Raw genomic sequence first — 742 nt, forward strand, 5'->3', positions numbered from 1 at the left:
GTGTATTTCTATATAATAAGAACTATAACTATGTATTTTTTTACATTAAGTAGTCTATAAGGGGTTGTTAACATGAGTGATTTATTAGCTAATATGAAAGGTTATCTTACATCTATTATCAAAAATAGTCCTTATCAGATTTGGACAAGTATTGATTCTACAAATTTTAACGTGTTTTTTTCCAGTTCTTCATGTTCATCCCTGTCTTACACTCCTCCCACTAGCCTACATAACGGCAGTGATTCCTTTCAAAAGCATATGGCATATGAAGAGTTCGAGGAAATTTACTTGTCCTTTCCAAATCGCTATGCCTTTGTTGTTCGCATATTTGCTAAGCATGACTGGACACCCCCACAAATAAAACAGCTATCGGCTACCTTTTCTCCTTATGTGCTGCAAAAAAAGCTAGAGCGGCATGAGCACATTTTAAACGTGCTTATGAAAAGCATTAAGGAAATCTCACTTTTACAAGACTCAGATTATTTATTAACAAGAATTCTTGAAAATGCTCTTTCAGTTATTTCTGTTGCGGATATGGGCGTGCTGTGGATGTTTGATTCTTYCACTCAATTTCTTTTGCCTCGCGCCTGGTCCGGGGGGCCAAACAATGAAATTCAAAACATGAAAATGAAAGTTGGCGAAGGAATTATCGGAAAGACATTTCAGCATAATAAAAGCTATATGTATACGAACTTAAAGCATATATTACGCGATTCTTCTACTATGACTGACGACAATATTC

The 742-nt window shown here is 35.5% G+C and carries 1 protein-coding gene; it reads left to right on the forward strand.

The genetic code is table 11. From position 1 onward, the window contains the following. Positions 1-72: 72 nt before the first annotated feature. On the forward strand, positions 73-742 hold a 670-nt coding region (locus AC1DRF_RS30775), incomplete at its 3' end, for a GAF domain-containing protein (RefSeq protein ID WP_477742671.1).

The sequence above is a fragment of the Priestia sp. P5_B4 genome, from assembly GCF_056400385.1.